Source organism: Corynebacterium sp. HMSC05D03, assembly GCF_001807205.1.
Lineage (GTDB): Bacteria > Actinomycetota > Actinomycetes > Mycobacteriales > Mycobacteriaceae > Corynebacterium > Corynebacterium aurimucosum.
The window spans coordinates 60,160-70,274 of the sequence record NZ_KV788196.1; the positions used below are offsets into that span (position 1 = coordinate 60,160).

The window sequence follows — 10,115 nt, forward strand, 5'->3', positions numbered from 1 at the left end:
ACAAAACCCACAGGCAGGACACAATGGGCAAGCACGAACCAGCGGAAATCAGCGACGCACCCAAGAAGAAAGGCGTCAACCCCAACGCCATCATTGCGCTAATTCTGATCCTCGTCGGCCTCGGTGTCTTGCTCTACCCCGTGGTGGCCACGCAGTGGAACAACCACACCCAATCCCGCGCCGCCGAGGAATACGCCAAGCTGGAGAAGCAAGCCCCACCAGAGGTACTGCACACCGCCTGGGAGGAGGCACAGGCCTACAACGCCCAGCTGGGCCAAATCAGTGTGGAAGATGCTTGGACCACCACCGATGACGAGAACTCTCCCGAGTACCAGCGCTACCGCCAATACCTGTCTGTGTTGTCAGAGACCGATGCCTTGGGCCGCATTGTTATCCCCTCCATCAATTCTGATCTGCCTATTTATCACGGCACCTCAGAAAAAGCACTCTCCCGCGGCGCTGGCCACCTCTATGGCACAGACCTACCTGTCGGCGGCGTAGGTGATGGCGAGGGCCGGCACGCAGCACTCTCTGCTCACACCGGCCTACAAAACGCCACGCTGTGGGACAATCTCACCAAGGTCAAGAAAGGTGATGCTTTCTATATCGCCGCCGGCGGCGAGAAGCTCAAGTACGAGGTGCACGATATTCGCGTCGTCGAGCCAGCAGACACCAGCTCGCTTCACCGTGAGTCTGGCCAGGACCTCGTTACGCTCATTACCTGCACTCCCTACGGCGTAAATACCCACCGCTTGCTCGTCACCGGCCACCGAGTGCCGATGGATCCGGAAGACGAGGCCGCATTCAACAGCTCGGGTGTTCACTGGCAGTGGTGGATGTGGGCCATCCTGGCTGCCGCTGCCATCATCGTGCTTCTGCTCATCTACTGGTGGCGCAAATATGTCAGCAACGCCAAGGACACCGCGCTTGACGACGACCCGCAAGACTCCTAACCGCCAATGAACATGCAATAAGGCCCGCCCTTCCCTGGAAGAGCGGGCCTTTTCTAAAAGTAGCCGCAAGCGGTGGTTCTATACCCAGCGGCGTCGCAAAGCGAGGCACCCTGCCGCGACAATAGCGGCACCAGCGAGAGCCCACAGGCCTACGCCCTCACCACCGGTCTTGGGCAGTGCACCCTTGGTGATGTCGGCGACCTGAAGGATGCCGACCTTCTTTACGCAATTGGCAGCAGTGTCGGACTCAGCGCACCTATTACTGGTGATCGCTGTGCCTCCGGAGAGAACCTTGATGACTGCATTGCCATTCTGATCCCACTCCGTCGAGAACTTGATCGGCGCGGGCAGCAGGTTATAGCCGTCCGGCGCCTTGGTCTCGATGAGGTAGTACACGCCAGGGGCATCCAAGCCTTCGAGCTTGACGCGGCCTGTGGTGGTGGTCGTGGACTGCTTCACTACGGGGTTAGCATCAGTATTGACGGTGCCATCCGCGTTGAGCTTCAAGTTGCCGTCAGCGTCACCACGGTGGACGGTGAACTGCGCGCCGTCGAGCAACTCGTCGGTTTGAATCTTGTCCGGCGCGGCTGGATCATAGCTAACCTTTTCAAGCAGGACATCCATCTGCTTGGTCTCCAGCGGGATACAAGAGGTGTCTTTCCAACCGCCCATCTCTGCCTCGTTCATGAGGCCAAAGTTGGGCTCATAAAGGCCACCCTTGGTGTAGCAGCGGGAGTTACCTGCAGGCTGGCTCGGGTACCCAGCGGGTACGGAGGTGCTATCCAGCTTTGTACGGTCCAGCTTGAAACGCACCGTCACCTCGTAGACGTGCTGCCCGGTGCTTCCATTGACGCCCTTGGGCTTAATGATCTTCGGAGTCTCATTTTTATTGAGTTCGTACGGACCGGCACCCTGATAGGACTGCGGCTCGCTGGTCTTGTTGAACTCGTCCTTGAAGACCACAGAGGCTCCAGTAACCGAGGCTGCGCCAACGAACTTCGGGGTGTCCGTTAGTTTTCCGTAGATCACGTCGTTGGTGTCGAAGCCGGGGGCGTCCGGTGCAGCTACAACAACGTTGTACTTCGCGGTGTATTCATTCGTGCTTCCTTGAACCGGCTTCGGCGCACTGTCGACGGCAACCTTATCGACACAAGCATCGGTGGCAACGTTATCGTTTTCAGCCGGGCTCGACTCACCGTCCGTGGCTTGGAAAGACACCCTGTTCGGGCTACACACCGTCTTAAGGTTGCCGTTCTCATCCTTGCGCACAGGCGCCGAGACGACGAACTCTACTTTCGCTTTGCCTGGGATGGTACCCACATATCCCATCATGTACCGCGACTCACCAGCTGTAGCTGACGGCAGGGTCATTCCGGCATAAATACCGGTCCCCGGGCCAATCTCGTTGGGTCCTGGCTTACGCCCGTTGACGAGAGTGGAGCCAGACCCGAAGCCTTCGAACTTAGCAGTGGGGCCCGAAGCGTTCACTCCATAGTGCGTATCCGTTGGTAGGTACTCCCAGAACGTACCACCTGAACTGGCGTTATCAGTTGTGTTTTCCAGGGTGACGGTCCAGAAAGTACGCACTTCACCGTTTACCACCTTGGTCTCGGAGCGTTGCTTCTTTACCGCAATGTTTGATTGCAGCGCTGGCGGCGGGGGCACTAGGTCCGAGGCAGCGTCCGTGTTGAAAGAGGCCGGCAGATTATTCATGATGTTAACCAGCTCGAATTCCGGACTAGCGGAATCGGGGTTGCTGATTTTCAGCTCAAAGCCCAGCTGATTCGCATTCGCACTACCCGAGCCAAAACCTAGGTTTCCATTGGAATAGGTCCACGCCTTGCCCCAAGAAGCAGAGGGGTTAGAGATCTTGCGCCCATCCAAGGTCTTGATGTCGGTGAGATCCCAGGTCCTGATGTCGCCGGTCTGTGTGTCAATGCGTTCAAGGATAAGCTTGTCGCCTGCCTTAGACTTACTCTGGAAACCCCACATATACTTCTGGGCTTGCGGGAGCACCGCCCAGTCCTCCGAAAAAGACTGCTGGTTTCCGAACACACGTTTAGCAGTGACGTTACCGACATCGATTCTATAAAGGTGCCGAGTACCAGAGGTAGATGTGTTGCCCACGAAGAAACCCTCGCTGGTATACACGCCCGCGTTAAGCACATCCCGGTCGCTGCTCGTTTCGAACGGGGTACCGGTACTTCCGGCCGCAAGGATAGGCCCAAGGTTATGTACCACACCGGTCGCCGGATTAATCTGCAGGAGATTTCCTGCCGGGTAGCAAGGATCACCATTTAGGCCGCGAATCTGGCTCACCGCATAGAGCCAGTTATCGCTCGAGTTGAAGGCCAGAGAGTTATAGACCCATGGTGTTTTCTCGCCGACTTGCTGATAGTCACGCCCCTGATCGATCTGGCGGCGCAGGACAGAGGTATCTCGGTTCAGCCCGAGGGGCTCACTGGTCACCACGTAGATGGGGCTGCCGTCGGCAAATTCAGCTGGGGTAAGTTCGCGCTTTGGTTTTCTGCTTGTTACCGGATCCTTGCATTCTTCCTTCGCAGGAACAGTGAGAGAAGCGGTAAACACTGTGTTGGCTGCACCGCGATGAACGCCTTTGAATTGTATCTGTGCATTACCGCCAATAGTGATCTGTGGAAGGGTGACCTGGTACTCTTTAGCGCTAATCTTTTTGTAGGTCACCTTCGCCTCGTTCCAACTTCCGTTGGCACCTGTGTAATAGATCGTCAGGTCCTCATCGTTAGTCGATAAATAACTGTTAACACTGGATTTGAGGGTAACCACCGTGCCTTGCGGAATGGACAGCTGGCCGCCAAAAAGCTCACCGGACGGAATCTTAAAGTTCGGGATATAGCGGCTTCCCTTGAGCACGTAACCATCGTTTTGCATCGTGATGGTTCGGTCGCCTGCAGCGTACGGGGTAATGTTCGGTGCTGCCATCAGGCGAGCTGGAGCCTCGTCAACGTCAGCAATTTCCAGCGGCTCAGTCACTTCCGAAGGAGCTTCTGGGGTTTCGCTGGATTCCGTTGAAGACGTGCTGGGCGTCTCCTCGGCTACTCCCCGCACATCGACGGACATCCCACTAAGTTCGGAATCCTCTGCGACCGCTGGGGTCTTCAATGAGAAAGCTGCTCCTGCTGGCACGTCAGTAGAAAGGCCAGTGATTCGGAAAGTCACTGAAGAGCTGGTTGATTTTACAACGAGGTTGTCTCCTTCGCGGACGGGGATCTCTTCGCCGTCGATAGTCAGTGTGTAGGCCGAGCCTTCGAACTCCAGTCCTGCAGTCTCAACAGTGAACTCCAACTCCTCCACGGTTCCGGCGTCAACAAAGTGGCCTTCAAATGTTGCGGAGTCGCCAGCAGTCAGGCTCAGCTGGTCTGCAGAATCGAGCTCGGTGCGCAGAGCCGTGGTTTGTGCTTCGGCGACGGCACCAACGATTCCGGGCAGAGCAGCCGGTGCAGCAACACCAACAATGAGAGCCAGTGCAGCAATGAACGCCGCAAAAGCTCGCCAGCGGTACACTACCGGCTCGGCCGGGTGAGCATCTGTCCAGGACATTAGCGTCCCTCGCTTTCTGAATTCTTCCTGCGACTAAAGGCAATCATCACGAAACCAGTGGCGATCAACACCATCGCTGCGGCAACCACACCGAGTACCTGTGCACCGGTCATCGCCAATGAGCCACTGTTCCCCGACGGAGCTGCCGGAGTGGAGGTCTTACCTGCACCTGGAGTACTCGACGGTGTTGTCTCGGGTTGGTGTGGCGGATTCCCAGGCTTAGTCGGTGGATAGTTTGGAGTTGTTTGCGGCGTATTCGGATGCGACGGCGGAGTAGTCGGCGTCGTGGGCGGCGTTGGTGTTTCACCCGGTTTGTGAGTCTTGGCCACAATTACTCCTGGCACTGGTTTCGGATTGTCCGCCACAGTGTGGAATGGAACCGCTACCACAAATGGGTTGATCTCCCGGTAGGAGTTATCTGGCGCCGACGACGTCACTACGTAGAAGCCATCCGCTAGACCGTCAAAGGTCACTTCTCCATTGGCATCGGTGACCTGGTCCACGTGCACGTCGGTACGCCATTCACGAACCTCGGCCAGACCCGCGTCTTGCACGCGTGCTACATCGTCAGCGTTGTTTGGATCTAGGCCGGCGAGCCGGGCCAGATGTATCGTGACTCCCTGAATCTTTCCCGAAGGTGCCTGCCCATCGTCGTCGGGATTGCCCTGCGTAAGCCGAACAGTCACCGTATCCGTATCTACGGTGCGTTCCGCACCAGTAGTCTGTTGCCCGACAACCTGTACCGCACCCGCAGCAACCATGCCCGGCCCAGCGAACGCAATTGCACACGCTACTCCGACGGCAACCATTCGGGCCGACCAAGTATTTGTCAACCTCTTCATCGCCTTACTCCCGCACGCTACTTTCCTCACCAATAATTTCTTGCGCTCCGGCCGCCTTCTGCCGTCGCAGCCACCACACCAGCCAGCAACCAATGACAATCACCGCAGCCAACAGTGCGTACATCCACCATTGCCAACCCGGGCCGTGGGAGCCTTCAAATACCGACTCCTCCCCCGGCTCCATAGGAACCTGATGGCCACGTACCAACAAGCGATGTGTGTTGATCCCGTACGGGGTGCACGTAATCAGTGTGACGTAATCCTGATCAGCGACTGGCCGTAGGCCATCTACCTCGCTCGGCAGCACAACTTGAATGTCGTCTACGACGTACTTCAATTTGTGGCCAGCAACCTGGATATAGAACACATCTCCCTCGGTGGTAGAGTCGAGGTGATCAAACATCGTCGAATTTGCCAGACCCGTATGCCCCGTAATGACGGAATGGGTTCCTGATCCACCGACCGGCAGGTCAGAACCATACAAATGCCCCAAACCACGCTGCAGTGTCTTATCTGCGGTGCCATGAAACACCGGAAGATCAACGTCTACTGCTGGGAACACGAGGCGGGCCATCGCTTCGGTCTCACCCAACTGCTTCAAATAAGCCTCATAGTCGGGATTGTCTACCCCGATACGGTTCAGCCACGGATCCAAGATCGGACCCGACGTATGTTCTTCGTTGTATGCATGTGCAGCATCCCACACCGAATCCTGCACCTGCGCCGGTGTCTCTTTATCCAGTCGCGCATATTCCTGCGCCACTCTTGAGGCGTTCCAATTGTTCCATGCGGTCGAGACCACTGGGTACAGCATCACCAACAACCCAACGACAACGATTACCGCCGGAAGGACTAGGCCTCCACGGCGCCTGTGCCGTCGGCCTGCATTTTGGCCTACCACCGTAGTCAACGACCCGCACCACCCAAAACAATGCCCCACGCGCTAGCGCAGCGCGACCGGGATTACAACGAAAGAGAATGAAGGGGACTGAAGTCTATACCTAGCCCAGTCCCCTCACTGGGTCGAGCACCATATTTTGATTACCCGACCCGCAGCGCAGACCATCATGGACAGTCTGCGCCACCGGAACTACGCCCGGCTATTAGTTGCGCGCGGTACGACGAGCGAACCAAGCACCAGCAGCAACAATTGCTGCGCCAATAGCAGCCAGGATGCCCACACCGGCACCACCGGTCATCGGCAGGTTCGGGGTGTCGCGCTTGATGTTTTCAATTTCAGAAACAAGGGTGACGGCGTCGTCACCCTCGAGCTCACCAGTCTTCGCGATGTTCTCGCGGGTGAACTCAATTTCGGTAACAGGGTTTTCCGGCAGTGCGTAGCCCGCTGGAGCCTTGGTTTCCTTCAGACAGAACTTCTTGATGTCGGTGACCTGTGCGTTATCTGCGAAGTCGGTGACGTGCAGTCCGTCGATGGTGATGGTGCCGTCAGCACCGGTGGTCCACTTGTCCTGCTCCTTGACGGTCAACTTACCGCCCAGCTTATTTGCCGCGGTGCACTGGTATAGCTCGAACTCAGCACCTTCCAGGACCTTACCGTCCTCCTTGCCGTCCTTCTTCACAACCTTCAGCTTGCCGTGGTAGGTCACGACCTCATTGGTCTTGTTCTTGACCTCGTTGCCGGTGTTCGGGTTGTTGAAGATGACGTCAGCCTGGTTCTTCAGCTCAGTGGTGTCGCCCACTTCCTTGCGCTTGACCTCGAAGGTCAGAGACATCTTGTCACCGGACTTAACCTTGGCAAGGCCCTGGTCGGTCAGCTTAACGACGAGCTTGTTTCCGTTCTCAGCCGGATTGTTGACCTCGTAGTCACCGGCACCCAGAGCGGTCTCTCCAGCCTTGACCTCGGTGACCTTCTGGAAGTTCAAACGCTGGTCCAGCTGATCCTCGAAGCGGAAGGCGGTCAGGCTCTTACCCGCACCCCAGGTCGGAGCATCCGCGTTGATGGTGTAGGTGTACGCGTCCTGGATGTTCTGATCTGCATCCTTGACAGTCTTCTCGGTCTTGGTTTCCGTGTTCTTCGGGTACGCGATGACGTCGTAGTTCCAGGCATCCGATGCCTCGTTAACCATCGGCACCGACACGATGAACGGAGCACCGGCAACGATGCCGTCCGGAGCGTTAGTTTCCTCTACCAAGTAGATGCCCAAAGGCAGATCAGTGAAAGCTGCCTTGCCATCAGTGCCGGTGGTTTCTTTCTTGGTTTCCGCAGTCTTCTTGTCGTCCTTGACGTCAGCAGCCGACTTCGGGAACGCCGCCCAATCATCCTTCTGCAGGTCGTAATCGAGCTTGGTGATCTTGTAGGTCACGCCAGACAGAGCCTCACCCGGAACGCCTGCCATTTCCTTACCGGTAGCCGCAGTACCAGACTCAGCACCCTTCTTCTTGAAGAGGGTGATCGAACCCTTCTTAGTGAAATCGATGTTTGCTTTGTTCACGGCCCCCTGCTCAGCGCCAGGGTTCTCCTGGGCCAGTGCACCCGGAGCGGAAACGCCCAAAGCGAGTCCGGCGATAGCAGCGAAGGCAACTGAACGAGCGGTACGAGAGATCTTGTTCACGGAAATTGGTCCTTTACACGAGTTCTGAAATGAGGCACCGCGCCCCATTGGCTGTGTGCAATCCATTCCCCACGGTTCACGCACCATGACCTGACTCGTTGCTAAGAATCTTTCGCCTGCCGAGAGTAGTTTTCAGGTTGAAACGTCTACGCAGGCCCCAACCTTAACTAACGATAGCCTGTGGATTACATAACTAGATTCTATCCCCAGCACCTGAGGCAAAGCCCCCGACCAAAGCCCCCCCCCCCCCGGAGATTCAGCCAGATCACTCAAGGTTCCGCTTCATCCGCACTAGCGTGAAAACCTCTTTCGCAGGTCAACAACCGTTTTTGAAGCGTCATATAGTTTCGCGTGAAATTGAACACATTACCCATTTAAGAGGGTAAACCTATTCGATTTTACCCCCGTGGAGTTTCGTTTCAATGTAACCTGAGGCGCGCTAGTGTTAGCGGCATGACAACACGTGCTGCTATTTACCTCCGTATCTCGCTCGATGCTGCCATGGACGGCCTCGCCATCGACCGGCAGCGCCAGGACTGCGAAGCCCTTGCCGAGCAACGCGGCTGGGACGTCGTGCATACCTACGTCGATCAGTCGATCTCCGCGTCGAAGAAGGACGTGGACCGCCCCGACTACGACGCGATGGTGGCGTCCTTTGAGCGCGGCGAGATCGACGCGATCATTTGCTGGGACCTCGACCGCCTCACACGGCAGCCCTGGCAGCTCGAAGAGTGGATCGACAGGGCAGAGGAGCAGGGGCTGAAACTCGTCACTGCGAACGGTGATGCTGACCTTGCCACCGACGGCGGCAGAATGTACGCGCGCATCAAAGCAGCCGTGGCACGCGGCGAGATCGAGCGAAAGAGCATGCGCCAGTCTCGTGCGCAACAGCAACGCGCCGAGCAGGGCCGCTGGTACTCCGGCGGTGTGCGCCCTATCGGCTACACCTCCACCGGCGAGATCATTCCATCCGAAGCCGCCGCCGTGCTCGGTATGTTCCGCGCTGTCGAGAGGGGCAACTCCATGCGCGACATTGCGCGCGCCTTATCTGGGGTCGATCAACCGGGCTTGCCGGATATCCCGACCACGCCGCGCCATATGTACACCGTGGTCACAGAGCGCAACGCTCGACGCCGCGCTGAAGGCCAGGAAGAAAAGCCGGTTCCCGACGCGCAGCCGTGGGCCTACACGTCGTTGCACTCGATCCTGCGCAACCCCGTGTATGCGGGTTACTCCACTTATAAGAAGGCCAAGCGCAAAGGCGTGAAGAACAAATACCGCCGTGTCACGCATATCGTCCGCGACCCCGATACCGGCGAGCCGGTGAAAGGGCAGTGGGAGCCGATCGTCACACCAGATCTGTGGTGGCGCGTGCAGAACGTGCTCGACGATCCCGACCGGCTGACCAACAAGGAGCGCCGGAACACTCGCCGCCATCTCGGCTCGGGTCTGTATGTCTGCGACGAGTGTGGCAACCCCGTGCGCACACATGCCGACCGCTACCGCTGCGCCGCCTGTGGATTAGTGCGCACACATAGCGTCGATGATTTTGTGCTCGCCGTGATCCGCGCCCGCCTTGGCCGTGACGACCTGGCGGACCTGCTGCCGACTGTGGACGACGACGAGGTCAACGCCATCGACGACGAACTCGCTGAGCTTCGCGCAAAGCTCGCCCGCGTCCAGGCTGACTACGATGAGGAGCTTATCGAGGCCCGTGACCTCAAGCGCGCGCGAAACCGTTATGAGCCGCAGATCGAGAAACTCGAAACGCGCCGTGCCCGTCTTGCTGGCGCATCGGCGCTGCTCGACACAACCGGCTACGCCTCGCCCGTGGATGCCTTCGACAACGCAGAGCTTGCCGTGCAGCGCCGAGTCATCAATACCCTGTGCCAGGTGCGCCTGCGCCGTGGCGTGCGCGGCACCAAGACCTTTAACCCTGAATCGGTGCAGATCGTGTGGAACTAGGTTGCAGTGTGTGACACGTCAACAATCGCGCGCATGCGCTGCGGCGCGCAAAGCTCTTACGAAGGAACGCCACGGGAGCCGGCAGTTCGGGGGAGATCTGCCTTCGTGTATCGGGGGCGACACTGCTCAACCGTGGCGTTCGCAGGAAGTATGACACGGCTCTTGTTACCCCAGAGGTCGTAGGTTCGAATCCTGCCCCCGCT

General features: G+C 57.8%; 6 protein-coding genes. 2 read left to right on the plus strand and 4 right to left on the minus strand.

Translation table 11 applies throughout. From position 1 onward, the window contains the following. Window positions 1-23: 23 nt before the first annotated feature. Window positions 24-953: a class C sortase gene (locus HMPREF3147_RS12320; protein ID WP_070448132.1), complete on the plus strand. Its 930-nt coding sequence runs from the start codon at window positions 24-26 to the stop codon at window positions 951-953. 78 nt (window positions 954-1,031) lie between these two features. Here HMPREF3147_RS12320 and HMPREF3147_RS12325 read toward each other — a convergent pair whose 3' ends face one another. The 4 genes from HMPREF3147_RS12325 to HMPREF3147_RS12335 all read right to left on the minus strand — a co-directional run bounded on the left by HMPREF3147_RS12325 (window position 1,032) and on the right by HMPREF3147_RS12335 (window position 7,947). Next, the gene (locus tag HMPREF3147_RS12325) at window positions 1,032-4,532 is read right to left on the minus strand and encodes a prealbumin-like fold domain-containing protein (protein WP_070448135.1); all 3,501 of its coding nucleotides are present in this window, start codon (window positions 4,530-4,532) and stop codon (window positions 1,032-1,034) included. Next, the gene (locus HMPREF3147_RS12655; RefSeq protein WP_083276507.1) at window positions 4,532-5,374 is read right to left on the minus strand and encodes an isopeptide-forming domain-containing protein; all 843 of its coding nucleotides are present in this window, start codon (window positions 5,372-5,374) and stop codon (window positions 4,532-4,534) included. Before HMPREF3147_RS12655 ends, HMPREF3147_RS12325 begins: the two co-directional genes overlap by 1 nt. A gap of 4 nt (window positions 5,375-5,378) precedes the next feature. After that, window positions 5,379-6,284 (minus strand): class C sortase, encoded by a 906-nt coding sequence (locus tag HMPREF3147_RS12330; protein ID WP_246815787.1) that lies wholly within the window; start codon window positions 6,282-6,284, stop codon window positions 5,379-5,381. 193 nt (window positions 6,285-6,477) lie between these two features. Then, entirely contained in the window at window positions 6,478-7,947 is a 1,470-nt protein-coding gene (locus tag HMPREF3147_RS12335) for a SpaH/EbpB family LPXTG-anchored major pilin (protein WP_070448139.1), read from the minus strand. A 453-nt stretch (window positions 7,948-8,400) separates the two neighbouring features. On the opposite strand from HMPREF3147_RS12335, the gene HMPREF3147_RS12340 reads away from it, so the two are divergent. After that, window positions 8,401-9,912: a recombinase family protein gene (locus tag HMPREF3147_RS12340; RefSeq protein WP_070421670.1), complete on the plus strand. Its 1,512-nt coding sequence runs from the start codon at window positions 8,401-8,403 to the stop codon at window positions 9,910-9,912. The last annotated feature ends 203 nt before the right edge of the window (window positions 9,913-10,115 follow it).